At 65.9% G+C, this 17104-nt stretch carries 14 protein-coding genes; 7 read left to right on the top strand and 7 right to left on the bottom strand.

Annotated features, from left to right (window positions below; all coding sequences use genetic code 11):
* Positions 1-44 precede the first annotated feature (44 nt).
* Positions 45-959, bottom strand: coding sequence for an ArsR/SmtB family transcription factor (locus tag ACSC1Y_RS06045; protein WP_435333792.1), 915 nt, complete (start codon positions 957-959; stop codon positions 45-47).
* A 246-nt stretch (positions 960-1205) separates the two neighbouring features.
* Here ACSC1Y_RS06045 and ACSC1Y_RS06040 point away from each other — a divergent pair, with 246 nt between their 5' ends.
* Positions 1206-1913 carry a DUF6517 family protein gene (locus tag ACSC1Y_RS06040; protein ID WP_435333791.1) on the top strand — a complete coding sequence of 236 codons (708 nt, stop codon included), beginning with the start codon at positions 1206-1208 and terminating at the stop codon, positions 1911-1913.
* A 76-nt stretch (positions 1914-1989) separates the two neighbouring features.
* Here the strand turns inward: ACSC1Y_RS06040 and ACSC1Y_RS06035 are convergent, their stop codons facing one another.
* A complete protein-coding gene (locus ACSC1Y_RS06035; protein WP_435333790.1) occupies positions 1990-3423 on the bottom strand; it encodes an MFS transporter in 1434 nt (477 codons plus the stop codon).
* A gap of 352 nt (positions 3424-3775) precedes the next feature.
* Here ACSC1Y_RS06035 and ACSC1Y_RS06030 point away from each other — a divergent pair, with 352 nt between their 5' ends.
* The 4 genes from ACSC1Y_RS06030 to ACSC1Y_RS06015 all read left to right on the top strand — a co-directional run bounded on the left by ACSC1Y_RS06030 (position 3776) and on the right by ACSC1Y_RS06015 (position 9560).
* Positions 3776-4609, top strand: a complete 834-nt coding sequence (locus tag ACSC1Y_RS06030; RefSeq protein ID WP_435333789.1) for a CPBP family glutamic-type intramembrane protease — start codon at positions 3776-3778, stop codon at positions 4607-4609.
* Between the two features lie 55 nt (positions 4610-4664).
* Complete coding sequence (locus tag ACSC1Y_RS06025) at positions 4665-5555, top strand: HFX_2341 family transcriptional regulator (RefSeq protein ID WP_435333788.1); 891 nt, start codon at positions 4665-4667, stop codon at positions 5553-5555.
* A 412-nt stretch (positions 5556-5967) separates the two neighbouring features.
* Positions 5968-8586 carry a valine--tRNA ligase gene (locus tag ACSC1Y_RS06020; RefSeq protein ID WP_435333787.1) on the top strand — a complete coding sequence of 873 codons (2619 nt, stop codon included), beginning with the start codon at positions 5968-5970 and terminating at the stop codon, positions 8584-8586.
* Positions 8587-8675: 89 nt separating this feature from the next.
* Positions 8676-9560, top strand: a complete 885-nt coding sequence (locus ACSC1Y_RS06015) for a mechanosensitive ion channel family protein (RefSeq protein ID WP_435333786.1) — start codon at positions 8676-8678, stop codon at positions 9558-9560.
* 30 nt (positions 9561-9590) lie between these two features.
* On the opposite strand, the gene ACSC1Y_RS06010 is transcribed toward ACSC1Y_RS06015, so the two are convergent.
* The gene (locus ACSC1Y_RS06010; RefSeq protein WP_435333785.1) at positions 9591-10316 is read right to left on the bottom strand and encodes a DUF1405 domain-containing protein; all 726 of its coding nucleotides are present in this window, start codon (positions 10314-10316) and stop codon (positions 9591-9593) included.
* Between the two features lie 203 nt (positions 10317-10519).
* Here ACSC1Y_RS06010 and pdxS point away from each other — a divergent pair, with 203 nt between their 5' ends.
* Positions 10520-11428, top strand: coding sequence for a pyridoxal 5'-phosphate synthase lyase subunit PdxS (gene pdxS, locus ACSC1Y_RS06005; protein WP_435333784.1), 909 nt, complete (start codon positions 10520-10522; stop codon positions 11426-11428).
* A 355-nt stretch (positions 11429-11783) separates the two neighbouring features.
* Here pdxS and ACSC1Y_RS06000 read toward each other — a convergent pair whose 3' ends face one another.
* The 4 genes from ACSC1Y_RS06000 to ACSC1Y_RS05985 all read right to left on the bottom strand — a co-directional run bounded on the left by ACSC1Y_RS06000 (position 11784) and on the right by ACSC1Y_RS05985 (position 15190).
* Positions 11784-12152 (bottom strand): hypothetical protein, encoded by a 369-nt coding sequence (locus tag ACSC1Y_RS06000; protein ID WP_435333783.1) that lies wholly within the window; start codon positions 12150-12152, stop codon positions 11784-11786.
* A complete protein-coding gene (locus ACSC1Y_RS05995; RefSeq protein ID WP_435333782.1) occupies positions 12127-12468 on the bottom strand; it encodes a hypothetical protein in 342 nt (113 codons plus the stop codon). The genes ACSC1Y_RS06000 and ACSC1Y_RS05995 overlap by 26 nt, the downstream gene beginning before the upstream one ends.
* Before the next feature lie 72 nt (positions 12469-12540).
* Complete coding sequence (locus ACSC1Y_RS05990; protein ID WP_435333781.1) at positions 12541-13422, bottom strand: homoserine kinase; 882 nt, start codon at positions 13420-13422, stop codon at positions 12541-12543.
* Positions 13423-13453: 31 nt separating this feature from the next.
* On the bottom strand, positions 13454-15190 hold the full coding sequence (locus ACSC1Y_RS05985) for a sensor histidine kinase (RefSeq protein ID WP_435333780.1): 1737 nt from the start codon (positions 15188-15190) through the stop codon (positions 13454-13456).
* An 89-nt stretch (positions 15191-15279) separates the two neighbouring features.
* Between ACSC1Y_RS05985 and ACSC1Y_RS05980 the strand changes: the two genes are divergently transcribed.
* Complete coding sequence (locus tag ACSC1Y_RS05980; protein WP_435333779.1) at positions 15280-16605, top strand: NAD(P)/FAD-dependent oxidoreductase; 1326 nt, start codon at positions 15280-15282, stop codon at positions 16603-16605.
* The last annotated feature ends 499 nt before the right edge of the window (positions 16606-17104 follow it).

The following is a 17104-nucleotide window of genomic DNA, read 5'->3' as shown; positions in this document are numbered from 1 at the left end:
CGGAGGGACCGGATGGTATCGCAGGAAGTGCCCAGTACCGAAGGTCAGAGCTCGCCGCGGTAGTACCAGATTCCGACGACGACCACCAGCACGCAGAGGCCACCGGCGAAGAACAGCGCACCGGGTGGAATCGACGCGAACGCGGCGTCTGCCCCGCTTGCCACTGTGTCGGCGGCGTGCGTGGTCGTCTGACCGCCGTCCGTAACCGCCGTCTGGGTCGCCTCCGCTGCCTTCGTCGCGGCCTCGGTCGGCGGTGCGGTCGCCGTCTGGGTGGCCGCCTCGGTCCGCGTCGAGGTGGCGACCGCGTCCGACGTCCCCGTGGTGGCCGGCTGAGTAGTACCCTGTTCGACGACGGTGCCACCGCCGTCGGTTCCGGTCGCCTGGGTGGTCGTGGCACGACCGGACGCACCGTTGTCCTGCGCGGAGATGCCGACGTCACCGCCGCCGCTGCCACCGTCGCCGCTGCCGCCTTCGCCGCCAGGGTCGCCGCCGGAGCTGACCGCGGTCGGTCCACCGAGCAGCCGTGGTAACGCGTACTGGACGAACAGACTGCCGGCGGCTAGCGCGCCGATACCGCCGACGAGCCGCGAGAGAGCACCGCGGATGCGCGAGGACTGCTGTTCGTCGCCGGAGACGATGAGCGGTCCCGATGCGGGAGCGTAGACGTTCATCTCGTTGCCGCGCGAGGAGTACCAGACGTCGACGACCTCGATGAGGCCCGCGTCCTCAAGTTTCTCCAGGTGGTAGCGGACGTTCTGGATGGAGGAATCGATCGCCTCGGCGACGTCGGAGGGTGTTCGTGGCTCCTCGTTCAGGCAGGTGTATATCTGTCGAGCGGTGTCGGACGAGAGGGCGCTGAACACCTTGTCGGCGTCGTCGCCTTCCAGATCGACGACCCGGGGTGTCTGTTCGCCGGGCGAGGGGCTGTCGTCCGCACGGAACGGGAGGAGCCGTGACATCGTAGTTCGTCATTCTGTGCGGGTACCTATACTGGTTTCGCAAGCTGAAAATCCGTTTTAACCTTCTACAGAGCGGTGCTCTCTACCGATTTGCTCGGGTCTACTAGGCGGGCCGAACGTCACCGCCATCTCGCTGAACCGGAAGGTGAAACGTCTCTCTGGGGTTCTCGGCCGAGGGTGAAACCGTCGTCTCAGTCAGTTCCGGCACCGCCATCTCGAAGTCGCTTCGACGAGTAGTCAGGACCGATGTCCACGCTCCGGCTCCCCGACGAACTCTGTACCGAGTACGGCTGGGAACTGGTCGAGACGGGTGTGGAGCGAGCCCTCACGCTTCCGTTCTTCTCCATCAGAGCGCACAACGCTATCTACGAGGACACGGCGTCTGCGGCCGCGTTCGAGGAGATAGCCGCTCCTGCCGTCGAAGTCGGCGGCCGTTCCTTCTTCGCGACGAACCTCGAGTTCCGGCCGTCGCTGTCGACGTTCGGCGTCGACCCCGCGTCGGTGTTCGGCGTCGCCCGGTCGCACGCGAAGCGTGAGTTCGAGGAGAGTCTCGCAGAGGACGGCCTGACCGACCTCTCGCTGGTCGAGTCGCGCGAGTTCGACCGGCCAGGGACGGAAACGGCGACCGTGTTCGGCTACGAGGCTGCCTTTCCGCTCTCCAGCGAGGTCGTCGAGAACCCGGCGGAATTCGAGCACCTGACGCACGTCGAGAACCCTGCGCAGGCTGCCGACGAGCAGGTGGACGAACTCGCGCTCGAGTCCGAACTGTGGATGGCACTCTGGCCGACGGACGGGGCCTACGCGATGGCCGGGGGGATGTACCCCGTGGAAGAGGTCGACGAAGCGGTCCAGCGGCAGGCTCCGGCGGCGACGCTCGCGACAGAGGTTCGCGTGGACCCGAACGAGGAGCGAGACAGAGAGCGTGTGTTCGAGGCGATGCGGCAGGTCAGCTGAACGTCTTCCGTGCGTCTTCTCTGGCTCGCAGCCTGGAGATAGCGCGGTGGTCCGGACTGTCCGGCCCGTCGCCGGATCAGAACAGGGGTTCGCCCATCGTCTCGGCCCCGAAGGCGAGGACGACGAGCCCACCGACGACGAAGGCGACCGCGAGCGGGGCGAGTGCGACCAGATAGCCGGTCTCGACCAGGACTCCTGCCAGGATGGGTCCGATGACGGCAGCTATCTTTCCGACGCCGCCGGCGAATCCGGCGCCGGTCGCTCGAGCCTCCGTCGGGAACAGCTCTGGTGTGTAGGCGTATATCGCACCCCAGGCGCCCAGCGTAAAGAAGCTCGACGCGAGCAGGCCGCCGAAGAAGGGCCAGAAGCCCGATATTCCGAGGCCGAACAGGTCGACGTCCGGCATCGCCGCGGCGAAGACGAACGTGAACACACCCGAGAGCACGAGGTAGGTCCCGAGCGTCGCCCGTCTGCCGACGACCTCGACGAGGTAGGCCGCGCTCAGGTAGCCCGGGATCTGGACGAGCGCGATGAGCACGAAGTAGACGTAGATGCCCGCAAGGGTGACGCCGCCGATGGTGATGGCTTCGACGACGCCGGCGGCTCCGACCGTCTTCGGCAGCCAGATGAAGACGCCGTAGTAGCCGAAGTTGATGGCGAACCAGGCGGTCGCGATCATCAACGTCTGGCGGCGGATGTCCGCCTCGAACAGGCGAGAGAACGACGCAGGCGGCCGCTCCTCGACCGCGTCGGCCTCGATGGGCGTGTACTCGCTCCCGTTCTCCTCGGCGATGGCGCGGATGCGTTCGTTCGCGCCGTCGATGTCGCCACTTCGGGCGAGGAAGTACGGCGTCTCACGGAGCTGCGACCGGATGACGAAGACGAGCAGGGCCGGGAACGCCGAGGCGACGAACAGGAGTCGCCAGCCGGCGACCTCGCCGAAGACGGGCACGCCGATGGTCCCGTCGGTGGTCAGGACGGAGAGGAACAGCCACGCCAGCAGGACAGCCAGCAGGTTCCCGATGGGCCAGAAGGCGTCGAGGTAGACGAGGTACCGACCTCGACGGTCGGTCGGGAGGTGTTCGGAGAGGTAGGAAGTGTCGACCGCGAGGGCGCCACCGAGGCCGATTCCGGTCAGGAATCGCAGTGCGAACCCGGAGTAGAAGCCGACCGCGAGGGCGGTCAGTCCGGCGAAGACGGAGTACGTCAGCACGGTCCACTGGAAGGCGCCGATTCGGCCGTACTGGTCGGCGTACCAGCCCCAGCCCCAGTTCCCGACGATCATCCCCATGAGGCTCGCGGCGCCGAGCAGCCCGGCTGAGAGCCCGGACAGCCCCCACGCCCCGACGAGGATGGGGAGGGTGAAGCTGATGATGATGACCTCCATCCCGTCGAAGGCCCAGGCGCTGCCACAGATGGCGAGCAGTCGGCGGTGGAACGCGCCGACCGGGATGCGGTCGAGTACCTGCGAGATGGAGACGGTCTGGTCTGCCATGTGTTTGTCACTCACGTACGACCCAGAGTGTAGGGCTACCGACTTAAATCGAAAGGATTTGCCCTGCCGACAACCTCTATCGAAGACAGAGAGTCTTCTATCCAACAGACGTCCAGATGAATGTCGTTCGAAGGGTGTAGCGGAACCGGCCTCGGTCGTGCCCGCCGACCCTGGGTACGTGAGCAGTCCCTTTCGTTCAGGCGTCGGTGGAGTGAATACACTCCAAACGACTAATCCTAGTTCGGTGTTCTTTCTACGTGATGGTTCTCGACACACGACACTCCACGCGTTCGCCGCGAGCAGGAGAGGCCGTCGCCACCACCGACCCGGGTGCTTTCACCCCCGTCAGTCCACCGAGGGTGGGACGATGACCGACTTCGACGGGGTCGAATCGTCCGCGGCACGAAGCGCGACGGAGAGCCGGGATGGACGGTCGTATCTCGCTCGAGTCGTGCGCGTCTTCCTGGTCGGGATGGTCGGCGTCGTCGGCCTGGTCGTCACTGCGGCGCTGGTTCCAGGGACGCTCCCCAGCGTCCCCGACGTTCCCCGGTCGGTACTCCTCGTCGCCTCCCTGCTCCAACCGGCGGTGCTGGTTCTGGTCGCGTCGGCGGTCGGGGGGCGTCTGGCACCGGCGGTCGGCTTCCGGTCCTACACTGCGAGCGGCGACTCCCTCGAATCGATTCTACGGAACCTCCGTTCCGAGGGCCGTGTCGCGGTTCCAGCTGGTTTCGGAGTCGGCGTGCTCATCGTCGTGTTCGACCTCGTATTCGGTGCGCTGACGGACGTCGACAGGGCACTCGTCCCGACGGAACCGGTCAGCGTGACGGAGGTACTGGCGACGCTCCCGATACGGTTCCTCTACGGCGGCATCACCGAAGAGGTACTCCTGCGGTGGGGGTTCATGACGCTGCTCGTCTGGGTGCTGTGGCGGGTTTCGGGCCGTCCGAACCGTCCGTCTTCGACGGCCGTCGTGGCGAGTATCGTGGTCGCAGCCGTCGTCTTCGGTATCGGCCACCTCCCGGCTGTCGCGCTCCAGACCCCGCTCACGGTGGGAATCGTCGCCCGGACTGTCGTCCTCAACGCCGTCGGCGGCATCGTGTTCGGGTGGGTCTACTGGCGGTACAGCCTCGAAGCCGCGATGCTCGCCCATGCGGCTGCCCACGTGGCACTGGTCGCACCGGTGCTGTTGGCCGCGGTCTGAACGGCTGACCGCGAGTCTGTTGGTCTTTATTAGCCGGTGGCCTGCTCTTCAACGTATGCAGACACACGTCGTTCCCGTCGGGTTCGACTACGACCGGCTCATCGCTCCGCTCGTCCGCGACCAGTTCGACGTGGACCGGGTCGTCCTCCTGGAAGGAGCTGTCGGGAGCGAGGCGAACGTCGAGTACTCGCAGAACCTCTCGAAGAAACTGGAGAAGGACTTCCAGAACCTGCTCGGGGCCGAGACGGAACGGCTCGTCATCGCGGACGTCTACGACTACGACGCCGCCTTCGAGCAGGCGTACGACCTCATCAACGACGAACTCGACGCCGGGAACGAGGTCTGGGTGAACATCGCGGCGATGCCCCGGACCGTCTCGTTCGCCTTCGCGACGGCCGCCCACTCGCTGATGGTCGAGCGACAGGAGGACCGCGACAAGATTCACACCTACTACACCGCCCCGGAGAAGTACCTCGAGACGGAACTCGCGGAGGAGCTCCGCCAGCAGCGCGACCTCCTCTCTGAGCTGCTCGACGACGGCGTCGACGACGACCGCGTTCGCGAACGGCTCGACACCGCCACCGACCTGCTCTCTGAGTTCGACGAGCGCGGAACGACAATCGGCGCGAAGGAGATCGGCGGCGGCCACATCGTCGAGCTCCCGGTCGCCTCGTTCTCGAACGTCAAACCGTTCGAGGAGCTCATCCTGTACAAGCTCGGCGAGGAGGGCGTCTTCGAGTCGGTCTCGGAACTGGCCGAGGCGCTGGCGACGGAGCTGAACGAGGAGTACACGGACTCGTTCCGCTCGAAGGTCATCTACAACGTCGACCGGCTCGGCCCCGGCGGGAAGGGCTACATCGAGCAGGAGGAGCACGGGAAGTCCTACCGGACGCGGCTGTCGAGAATCGGAGAGCTGTGGGTGCGGGCGCACTCGAATGGGGAGTGAGAGGGTCTGAGCGAAGCGAAGACCCTCTATTACCTGAACGGGGAGCGTAGCGACCCGTGAAGGAGCGGCGCGCGGGGTAGCGAAGCGAAGACCCTCTATTACCTGAACGGGGAGCGTAGCGACCCGTGAAGGAGCGGCGCGCGGGGTAGCGAAGCGAAGACTGTCGAGACGGGAGTGAGAACCGCAAGAAACGAGAACGTCACTCGGTCTACCGCAGCCCTTTTACTCCCACACGAACCACGTTTCCCCATGGAGCACCCTGCTGTCGCCGTAGTACGTCCGTAAAGCCAGCCAGCGGTGCCCGACAGTTCTCTCGGAACCCGGTAGCCGCGTAGCCGCCGGCCCGACACGCCGAGACTGCATCGATTGTATTAAACGCCGAATGGACGATTCCACGCACAACGAGTAATCTATGCCAGAGGGAGACTACGACCCCCAGACGACAGAGGAGAAGTGGCAGACGCACTGGGTCGACGAGGAGACCTACGCCTACGACCCGGACGAAGAGGAGGTGGACCCGAACACGGTCTACGCCATAGACACGCCACCGCCGACTGTGTCCGGAAGCCTGCACATGGGCCACCTGTACGGACACACGCTGCAGGACTTCGCGGCCCGGTACAAGCGGATGGCCGACGGCGACGTCATGTTCCCGTTCGGGTACGACGACAACGGTATCGCCTCGGAGCGACTGACCGAGTCGGACCTGGGTATCCGCCACCAGGACTACACCCGCCGCGAGTTCCAGGAGAAGTGCCGCGAGGTCTGTGCGCAGTACGAGGCCGAGTTCACCGAGAAGATGCAGGACCTCGGGATGAGCATCGACTGGAACCGGACGTACAAGACCATCAGCCCGGAGGTCCAGCGCGTCTCGCAGCTCTCGTTCGTCGACCTGTACGAGCAGGGTCGCGAGTACAGAAAGAAGGCACCGGCCATCTGGTGTCCTGAGTGTGAGACCGCCATCTCGCAGGTCGAACAGGAGGACGCTGAACGCCACACGCACTTCAACGACGTCCGCTTCGACCTCGCCGAGCCGACCGAGTCGGGCCGCGAGAGCTTCGTCATCGGGACGACGCGCCCCGAACTGCTGCCGGCGTGCGTCAGCGTCTTCGTTCACCCGGACGACGAAAAGAACCAGGAGCTCGTCGGGAAGACGGCGAAAGTGCCCATCTTCGGCCACGAGGTTCCCATCATCGAGGACGACCGCGTCGACCTCGAGAAGGGGACCGGCGTCGTCATGTGCTGTACCTTCGGCGACCAGAAGGACATCGAGTGGTACCAGGCGCACGACCTGCCGCTCCGCGTCGCCATCGACGAGTCCGCGACGATGACCGACCTCGCGGGCGACTACGAGGGCATGAGCACGCACGAGGCCCGCGAGGCCATCGTCGAGGACCTCGACGAGCTCGGCCACCTGGAGGGCCGCGAGGAACTGACCCACACGGTGCAGGTCCACGAGCGGTGTGAGACCGACGTCGAGTTCCGCGTCTCCAAGCAGTGGTACATCGAGATACTCGACCACAAGGACGAGTACCTCGCCGCGGGCCGCGAGATGGACTGGTACCCGGAGAAGATGTGGACGCGCTACCAGCACTGGATAGAGGGCCTCGAGTGGGACTGGCTCATCTCCCGCCAGCGCGACTCGGGCATCCCGTTCCCGGTCTGGTACTGTGACGACTGCGGCCACGAGGTCCTCGCCGACCGTGAGTCGCTGCCGGTCGACCCGCTCTCGGACGACCCGCCGGTCGACGCCTGTCCCGAGTGTGGCCACGTCGAGTTCGAGCCCGAGGACGACGTCCTCGACACGTGGGCGACCTCCAGCCTGACCCCGCTGGTCAACGCGGGCTGGGACTGGGACGCCGAGCGCGAGGAGTTCACCTTCGAGGACCCCGAGCTCTACCCTGCCGACCTCCGGCCGCAGGGCCACGACATCATCTCGTTCTGGCTGTTCCACACGGTCGTCAAGTGCTACGAGCACACCGGCGAGGTCCCGTTCGATTCGGTCCTCATCAACGGCCACGTCCTCGACGAGAACCGCCAGAAGATGTCGAAGTCGAAGGGCAACGTCGTCGACCCCCAGCGCGTCGTCGACGAGTTCCCCATCGACGCCATCCGCTACTGGGCCGCGAGCACGGCCGTCGGCGACGACTTCCCGTTCAAGGAGAAGGACATCGTCGCGGGCGAGAAGCTCCTGCGCAAGCTCTGGAACGCGTCGAAGCTCATCGAGCACCTCGCGCCGGATAGCGTCGACCAGCCCGACGAGCTGGACGACCTCGACGAGTGGATACTCGCGGAACTGGACGATACCGTCGAGACCATCACCACGCACTTCGAGGAGTACGAGTTCGCGAAGGCCCGTGACACGCTCCGGACGTTCTTCTGGAATACCTTCTGTGACGACTACCTCGAGATCGCGAAACAGCGACTCGACGAGGAGGGTAGCCAGTCCACGGCGTTCGCACTCCAGCACGCGCACGAGACGTTCCTGCACCTGTTCGCGCCGCTGATGCCCCACATCACGGAGGAGCTGTACCAGGATATGTACGGCGACGGCGAAAGTCTGCACCGGCAGAACTGGCCCGAACCGCAGGGCTTCGAGGCCGACCTCGCGGCCGGCGAGAACGCGATGGCCGTCATCGGAGCGCTCCGGCGCTACAAGTCCGAGAACCAGCTGCCCCTCAACGCGGAACTCGACCGCGTCAGGGTCTACGGTGACATCGCCGGCTTCGCGGACGCCATCGCGGGTGTCATGCACGTCGACACGATGGAGCTGCTCGACGAAGCGCCCGAGATAACCACCGAAATAGCCGACATCAGCCTCGAGTACTCGGTCCTCGGACCGAAGTACGGCGGCAAGGTCGGCGAGTTCGACCAGGCCATCGCCGCCGGCGAGTACGAACTGGTCGACGACGAGCTCCACGTCGCCGGCGAGGAGCTCGCCGCAGACGAGTTCGAGGTTCGCGAAGAACGCACCTACTCCGGCGAGGGCGAGATGCTGGAGGCGGGCGACGCGCTGCTCATCGTCTCCTGAGGCTTCTTCTCCCCAATTTGGGGTCTGTCTCCCCGCTCTGCTGTCGGTTCTCGACGTTCCCTTTTCTCCGTCGGTCGCCTACGAAAGACATGTGTTCGCTCATATCGGCGCAGACGGTCCCTGCCATTCCAGCGGAGTACTATGCGTTACTCCTGCCTGTCCTCAAGTTCGCGCTCGGATTTCTCGCCATCTACCTGGTCGGCAAATACGTCGTCCTTCCGAGCGTCTCGCGTATCGTCAACGCGCGGAACCGGAACAACCCGACGCTCCACGAGACGGTCGGCCGGTACGTCTGGGTCGTCGTTCTCGTCGTCGCATTCGTCACGGCACTCGCCGCTGCGGGCTTCGGGGGCTGGTTGACGAGTTCGGCCATCGTCGTGGCGGCGGTGACGCTCGCCATCGGTGTGGCGGGCCAGCAGGTCGTCGGCGCCGTCATCAGCGGGCTGTTCCTCGTGGCGGACCCGTACTTCAACGTCGGCGACTGGATCTCGTGGGACGGTCACGAGGGCGTCGTCGAATCCATCACGCTCCGGACGACCCGGATCCGCACGATCAGGAACGAGGTCATCACGGTGCCGAACACCGAGTTGACGACGAACGCCATCGTTCGGCCCTACGGCCGCGAACAGTTCCGCATCACCGAGCGCATCCAGGTCAGCTACGACGACGACCTCGACGAGGCGATGCGCCACCTGCGAGAGGCTGCGAGCGCGGACCGGGCGGTCCTGCTCGACCCGGCTCCCGTGGCGTACCTCGTGGGGTTCGGTGACGACGCCGTCGAGCTGATGGTCCAGTACTGGCTCGCTGCGGGTACCAGACGGAACATCCTCTCGATACGGTCGAACTTCGCCAGACGGCTCAAGCGCCGGTTCGACGAGGGGGGCATCACGCTCAGCCCGTCGGCGAAGCGCGAGCTGTTCGGGCAGCTGACGGTCGAGTCGCAGGCGGCGGAGGTACGGGGAGTCGGACGGTAGGAGCGGCTCTGCCGATCGGTGGCGCACCCCTCAGCGCCGCGCTTCCAACTTCTTCACCCGCGTCGACAGCGAGAGGAACGTCGCCAGCAGCGTCAGCGCGATGGCTCCGGCGGCCGCCACGCGGTGTGGCCCCGGCGTGTGGACGACCCCGGTCGTCAGTATCTCCTCCGCCGGAATCAGCGTGTGGTGGGGTGTGCCCACGATGGGGACGAAGTAGTCCACGAGGTCGTTGAGACCGTACCAGAACAGGGCCACGGCGACTGCCTTGACCGGGAAGTCCGTGATTCGGTGGAGGACGAACCCCTCCAGCACCATCGCGAGGTGGCTCCAGAACAGGAAGTTGTACATCGACCAGTGGAGGTAGGAGAAGTCGCCCTTGAACGCGAGCAGGACGTACGGGGTCCACGCGCCGAGTTTGAGACAGCCGAAGAACGCCAGCGCCGAGAGGTAGTCGTTCTGTCGTCCGAGCGCCCACGCGCCGAAGGCGAGCGCGATGAACAGCGTCGCGACGGGGCTGTCCGGGACGAACGGCCACATCACGAGTGGTTCGATGGCGAACTGGCTGCGCTCGGCGACGAAGCCGCTCGCGGTCGGGTCGATACCGTAGTAGTAGAAGCCGAAGGCGGTGCCCGCGACGTTGGTGAGGACCACCAGCCACACCAGTCGCAGGCCGAGGTCCTCGACGGCTTTCGGGACCGGCGCGACGTACCACGGGAGCGAATCACGGTCCGGCAACGGGTCGCTGAACCCACGCATCGTCCATCAGATTGGCGGGGGGTTCCAAAGCGGTGGCGGTTCGACGGACGGGAGGAGAGACCAGTGCACCCCGTCGCATCCACGTCCCGCTCGGCGACTGAGACGACGCCAGCCACGGCGTCGATAATCGGCCGACTGCGAGGAGGAGAAGCGGTCGGTCGTCTACCGACCTGATTAAGTGGAGGTGGTTCCAAGCGAGCAGTATGCCGACCGAGACAGACCTCGAGGAACTCAAGCGTGGGACCGAACTCGTAAAGCGCGGGTTCGCGCGGATGCAGAAAGGTGGCGTCATCATGGACGTCGTCGACGCGGAGCAGGCGAAGATAGCCGAGGAGGCGGGTGCAGTCGCCGTGATGGCGCTCGAAGCCGTCCCGGCGGACATCCGAAAGCGCGGCGGCGTTGCCCGGATGGCCGACCCGGCCGACGTGAAGGAGATCATCGACGCCGTCTCCATCCCGGTGATGGGCAAGTCCCGCATCGGCCACCGCAAGGAAGCCGAGATTCTGGAGGCCATCGGCGTCGACATGATCGACGAGTCGGAGGTCCTCACCCCGGCCGACGACGCGTACCACATCGACAAGCGCGAGTTCACCTCGCCGTTCGTCTGTGGCGCACGTAACCTCGGGGAGGCACTCCGTCGCATCGACGAGGGCGCCGCGATGATTCGGACCAAGGGCGAGGCCGGCACCGGCGACGTCAACCAGGCCGTCCACCACCAGCGCACCATCAAGGGCGCCATCCGAAAGCTCGAGGGCATGAACTTCGAGGAGCGAGAGAAGTGGGCCCGCGAGAACGAGGCGCCCGCAGAGCTCGTCCACGAGACGGCCGAGATGGGCCGTCTCCCGGTCGTCAACTTCGCCGCCGGCGGTATCGCGACGCCCGCCGACGCCGCACTGATGATGCACCACGAGTGCGACGGTATCTTCGTCGGCTCCGGAATCTTCGGCGCCGAGGACCCCGAGAAGATGGGCAAGGCCATCGTCCAGGCGGTCAACAACTGGGACGACGCCGAGAAGCTCGCAGAGATCGCCTCCAACATCGGCAAGGGCATGAAGGGCGACGCGAACGTCGACCTGCCCGAGGAGGAGAAGATGCAGGGCCGCGGCGTCTGAATTCGGGCCTTCTACGTTTCGTCCGCACCGCACCGTCCTCTCGACCAGCCGTAGCTTCAAATACCAGTACGCGGCCACCATCGGTGTGACCTGACCTGTGACCGCCGGGGGGTAGCGGGTGTGCGATGCGTCCCCGGCGGAAGACCGACCCACCGCGCCGTCGAGCTCGCGCGGCTCCATGTCCAGCTCCGATACTGGTGGGTTCCGGAACTGCGGCGTATCGCCTGTTCGCCATCCTGTCTCTGGTTACACATCTGCAGCAGTTGCCACGCTTCTGCGGTAGTTGCCACGCTTCTTCCACAGTGGCCTCACACCTGTCTCGATGGCACCCCTCCCTACGCCACTCAGGGCGGATTCACCGTCCGAACCACTCGCTCGTCGGCGGGAGGTAGCCACCGACGACGAGCACGGCCAGCAGGAGGTACCCGACGAGACCCCCCCAGAGCACGGAGAAGACGAACGCCGGGGAGACGAATGCACCGACGAGTGCCACGACCACCGTCACTCCGACCGCCGCTGGTCTGACTCTCGGCCGGTTCCAGAGCGTCTGCACCGTCTCGGCACGCACCGAGAGGAGCAGTTCGAGGAGCATCGCACCGACGACCGCCGCGAGCAAGAGCGGCGTCCAGACGTCGACGTCGACGGCGAAGCCGATCGCGACGAGAATCGCCAGGGTGACACCGGCCAGGACGGCGTCCTCAGCGGTGCGTGACTCCGGGTCCATCACCGGTGTCGAGGTAGCCCGTCACGATAAAACCGAGGCCGAGGAACCAGCAGCCGACGGCGAGACCGACCGCCGCCCAGTGGAAGAGGAGCGTCGCGCCGGCGAGCGTCGTAGCCGGTGCCGTCGCTGCGCGCACGAGCGATTCGAAACCCGCGCCAGGTCCCGGCGCTCCCGAGACCACCCACGCACCGCTCGCCATCGCGACGACGCCTGCGAGGAGTGCGAGCACCGCTCCGGCGAGCTCTACGAGCTGTCCGAGCTGGACGAGTGGATGGCCGTCCTGCGGGACGTGGAACGGTGGGCGACTGGCAGCCATGGTATGCCATAACTCGACGAGGGGACTTAAGTCCATCCCGCCGAGAGAGGTGGCTCTCCGGGTCTCTCGAGATCACCGGTAGATTCGGGCACCCTCGCCGACGACCGTCTGGTACGCGCGTGCATCGACGCCGTGGTCGTCGAACGCCGCGAGCATCGCGCTCGCGACTTGCCGCCTGTCGTCGGGAGAACGGCAGACGGCGAGCACGCCCGGACCGGCCCCGCTGACCGTCGCACCGGTCGCTCCAGCTTCCCGCGCGGCGGTCGTCGCGGCTTCGTAGCCAGTGATGAGTTTCGCTCGCGCGGGCGTGACGACGGCCTCCTCCAGACCGCGCCCGACGAGCGCCGGGTCGTCCCGACACATCCCGGCGGTGAGCGTCGCTGCACTCCCGACGGTGTCGACCACGTCGTCCATCGAGACCGTCTCCGGGACGACCCGTCGTGCGTCCCGCGTCGAGACGACGAGGTCCGGGAGGCACGCCACGAGGGGGAGCGACGCGTCTATCTGAGTCACACCGTCGTCGCGCGCGATGGTGAACCCGCCGAGGATGGAGGGTGCGACGTTGTCGGCGTGGGCCGCGCCGGAGACGACGGCCTCGCCCTCCGCGGCGATGTGGACGAGCTCCTCCCGGCTGTGCCCGCGGTCGTACAGTTCGTTCAGTGCGACCGCAGCAGCGGCGGCGCTGGCAGCAGAGGAGCCGAGTCCCGAGGCTGGCCGCACGCCCTTGTCGATACAGATTCGCGCCGGCGCGTCGAGTTCGGCCGCGACGACCCCGGCGGTGTTCTGTGTGGGGTCCTCGGGGATGTACTGGCTACCGGCACCGGACATCTCGATGGTGGTCTCTTCGGCGCGTTCGACACGGACCACGTCGGCGGGAGCGCCGAGGGCCAGCCCGAACACGTCGAATCCACTACCGAGATTCGCGCTGGTCGCCGGTGCACGGACGGTGAGCATGCCCCCGACTTGGCGAAGTCCGTCCAAAAAACTAGCGGACGGAGGGCACGTCGAGCGCCGCGTCGGTCCGGACTTCGAACCGGGCCCCGCCCGACCGGCTCTCCGCGACACGGACGGTCCAGTCGTGTGCATCCGCGATGGACGCGACGATGGCCAGTCCGAGGCCCGTGCCGTCCTCGCTCCCGGTCACGCCGGATTCGAACACCTGTTCCCTGAGCGAGCCGGGGAGACCGACACCATCATCTTCGACGTAGAAGCCCTCACCGGTCGGGAGTGAGCCGACCGTGACGGTGAGAGGGTCCTCCTCGACGACGGTCGCTGACTGGGCGGTGCGAGCAGTGGTCGACGAGGGCCGTACACCGTGCTCGACCGAGTTCCGGAACAGGTTCTCGAACAGCCGTAGCAGACGGCCCCTGTCCGCCTCGATGGTCGCGGTGCGTTCGACGGCGAGCCGAGAGCCCTCACTGTCGACGCTCTCCCACGCGTGCTCTGCTACCGTTGCGAGGTCGATGGGCTCGGTCTCCCCGACCGACCCGCCGTCGCGAGCGAGTGTGAGGAGGTCGTCGACGATCTCGCCCATACGGTCGTGGGCCCGGTCGATACGGCCGAAGTGCGACTCGTCGCCGGTCTCCCGGTAGAGGTCGAGGTAGCCCTCTGCGATTCCGAGGGGGTTTCGAAGGTCGTGACTCACGACGCTCGCGAACTGGTCGAGCCGTTCGTTCTGTCGCCTGAGCTCTCGCTCTCGCCGGACGCGGTCGGTGACGTCTCGGAAGAGGACCAGCCAGCCGATGGACTCGCCCCGGTCGACGAGCTCGGTCCGAGTGCGTTCGTAGTGCAGGGTCTCACCGCCGGCTTCGACGGTGATCGTCTCGTCGTCACCGTCGAACGGGACCGTCGCGACAGAGTCGACTGACGCGCCGACCGGGTCGGACTCGAACAGGACGGTCGCGGGTGGGTTCGTGTCGAGTACCCGTTTGTGGCGGTCGAGCACGACCGCGGGGTCGGCCATCTGCTCGAATGCGGTCCGCCTGGCGACCGGGGTGAGCTGGAACAGGCGGTTCCGGCTGACCGACCAGCCGACTGCGGCGGCCGTGATGGCGAAGGCGAACGCGGTCAGGTTGTACACCTGGACGGACTCGGGCCCGAGCAGGTAGATCGCGCTCGCGACGAGTGGAGCCAGCGACCCCACGAGGAGGCCGAGGAGCTGTCGTCTGTAGAGGCCGCTCGAGTCGACGTACTCGCGTATGAGCAGTGCCGTCGCGGCGATGACCAGGACGTAGGCGTAGGCGGTGAAGACGAAGAATGCGACGCCGTGCTCGTTTACGAGGAACTGCCGGGTGGTCCGGTTGGCGAGAGATATCTCCGTCCAGAACATCCCGTGCCAGTGATTCGTGAAGACGGTCACCGGCGTGAGGACTCCGCCCGCCGCGATCGGGACCCACGCGACCCGAGGAACGTCGTCGTACCGGGTGAACTGGACGACGTAGAGGAACCACAGCCCGGGCACGGCGGCCATCCCGATGTAGTGGACCATGTTCCAGAACAGCTTCGCGTTCAGGACACGGGTTGGGTCGTCGCCTCCGACAGAGAGTTCGGCGGCGTACGCGAGCATCAACAGACAGACCGCGAAGAGGAGCGCGACCGCGGCTCTCGCACCCGGAATGCGGTCGAACGCCTCTCGGCGGGCGACGAGGTAGCCGGCGACGACTGCCTGTACGCCCGCACCGAGAACGAGCGGGATGGTGAGCGGCGTCCACTGCAGTCCCATGTGCTCAGAATCCGTTTAGTTGGGCCACCATTAACGTTGCCGGCCAGCATCCAAAAGACACATCGATGGCCGTCCCCGAGTCGAGTGTAATGACAGTCGGTATCGTCGGCGGTGGAGCCGCCGGACTTGCAGCCGCCCATCGCCTCCAGCAGCAGGGAATCGACGTCCACGTCTACGAAGCCAGTGACGACCTCGGTGGGCTCGCCGCAGTGTACGAGACCGCGGGCGACCCGATAGAGAAGTTCTACCACCACCTCTCGAAGTCCGAAGAGACCATCGTCGAACTCGCCGAAGAGCTCGGCGTCGGCGACCGGCTCGAGTGGCCCTACAAGTCCGACGCCTACTACGTCGATGGCGTCGTCCATCCGATGGACAAAGCGTGGGAGATCGCCGCCTACCCGCACCTCTCGTTCTACGACAAGTTCCGCCTGGGCATGCTCACGATGGAGGTCGACCTCCGTGGCGGCATCCCCTCGTTCGACACGTACGAGCGACTGGAGGACTTCGAGCACATTCCCATCAAGGACTTCGTCGTCGAGCACACGACCGAGAGCGTCTACGAGAGCTTCTTCGAGCCCTTACTCGACGCGAAGTTCGGCAGCCGGAAGGAGGACGTCTCCGCGGCGTGGCTGCTCGGTCGCATCAAATTCCGCGGCGAGCGGGACCTGCTGAAGGGCGAACAGCTGGGATACTTCGACGGCTCGTTCGCCGTGCTCATCGACGCGCTCGTCGACCAGGTCGGACGGGAGAACGTCACCACGGGCGCGCGCGTGACCGACATCGGCATGGCCGGCGGCGAGGTCTCCTCGCTGACGGTCGTGACCGACGACGGCTTCGAGACCCACGACGTCGACTCGGTCATCGTCGCGGCGATGCCGAACGTGCTCGAAGACCTCACGGGCTACGAGTGCGACATCGACTTCCAGGGCACCGTCTGTTCGGTCTGGAGCATGGAGGAGTCCATCACGGACACCTACTGGCTCAACATCAAGGACGAGGCGCCCTTCGGCGTGCTCATCGAGCACACGAACTTCATCGACGAGTCCCGCTACGGCGGCGAACACCTCTACTACACCGCCAGCTACGTCCAGGACCCGAGTGAGGACCTCTGGCAGATGAGCGACGAGGAGGTCGAACAGCTGTGGCAGGACGGTATCCAGGACCTGTTCCCCCACTTCGACCCCGAGACGGTCAACTGGGTCGAGACGGCGCGCAACCCGCGAACGGCCCCGGTCTACGAGCGCGGCTATCTCGACCTGGTCATCCCGTACGACCTCGCCGACGACGTCGGCACCGGCGTCTACTACGCGGGGATGGCTTCGCGTGCACAGTACCCGGAACGGTCGCTCAACGGCGCGATCGTGGCAGGCTACGAGTGTGCAGAGCGAATCGAAGAACGCGCTCGAGCGGAGTGAGGTCGGCGTCGGCGGGGTGATTCTGTCGTCTGAAAATCGGTGAGCCGCAGCCCTCGCTCGTCGGTGTGAAAACTGCAGAAACCGGAAATCGCGGCTTGGACCCGGACGGGAAACGTTTTCCCCGGACCGCACGGCCATGCCTGACTTTCGTCGGACTTGCACCGACTCGGTCGACCGAAGTCGACTGTGGCGGGATTCTCGCCCGCATGTCGAGATATTCCCGAAGTCCCTTTACAGGTACTCCGATACTTGGCCTTCGCCTTCGACCACCATGGTGGCCGAACACTGGTCCGGTACGGTCTTCCTTCGGAGTCGTGACCTCGCAATCCTGTTACGGATTCTTTGGTGTTGTCCCCTACTTCCGTCCGTCTGATCCGGTTCAAGACCGGTTCAATCAGGGCGTGAAGCGTCCGGTGTGCCCCCGTGATTCCCGGTGGGCAACCTACTGTAGGCCGGGTACGGAGATAACCATTTTGTACGGTAACATGGCACATGATTC

This window comes from Haloarchaeobius lipolyticus, assembly GCF_051208015.1.
GTDB lineage: Archaea > Halobacteriota > Halobacteria > Halobacteriales > Natrialbaceae > Haloarchaeobius.
Note: the sequence above shows the minus strand (reverse complement) of the source record. Positions and strands in the feature narration are given on the sequence as shown.